1 protein-coding gene is annotated in these 684 nt (G+C 61.7%); it reads left to right on the plus strand.

Going from position 1 to position 684, the window contains the following annotated elements:
* Positions 1 to 684 (plus strand): heme o synthase (locus JDV75_RS00075; RefSeq protein ID WP_198737237.1); only part of this gene is annotated, 684 nt, incomplete at both ends.

Consider the following 684-nt stretch of genomic DNA (forward strand, 5'->3'; position numbering starts at 1 on the left):
GCGAACACCTTCAACATGGTCGCGGACAGTGACATCGACAAGGTGATGAAACGTACGGAGCGACGTCCGCTCGCGAAGATGGTCGTGACCAACCGGAACGCCACCATCTTCGCGTGGACGCTGACGGTGGTCAGTTTCCTCTGGCTGTGGCTGCTGTGCCGGTCCCTCCTCGCCGCGCTGTTCGTTATGGCCACCATCGCGTTCTACATCTTCGTCTACACCAAGTGGCTGAAGCGCCGCACTCCGCAGAATGTCGTGTGGGGTGGAGCCGCCGGCTGCATGCCGGTTGTCGTCGGATGGGCGGTGATCACTGACAATCTCCCCGCCGGAGTACCACCCCAGTGGTGGCAGGCGATCGTGCTGTTCCTCATCATATTCTTCTGGACACCGCCGCACACGTGGGCTCTGGCGATGCGGTACAAGGAGGACTACCGGGCCGCGGGTGTGCCGATGATGCCGGTGGTCCGTACGGAGTCACAGGTGACCCGCCAGATCGTGTTGTACACCTGGGCGACTGTGATCACGACCTTCCTGCTTATTCCGGCCGCGGGATTCATCTACGCGGCTGTGGCGGTCGCTGCGGGTGCGTGGTTCCTCATCATGGCCCACCTCCTGCATCGCGCCGTCCTACGTGGAGTGGAGGTCAAACCGCTGAAGCTCTTTATCCTCTCGAACAACTACCTC

This window comes from Corynebacterium meridianum (assembly GCF_016342265.1).
Lineage (GTDB): Bacteria > Actinomycetota > Actinomycetes > Mycobacteriales > Mycobacteriaceae > Corynebacterium > Corynebacterium meridianum.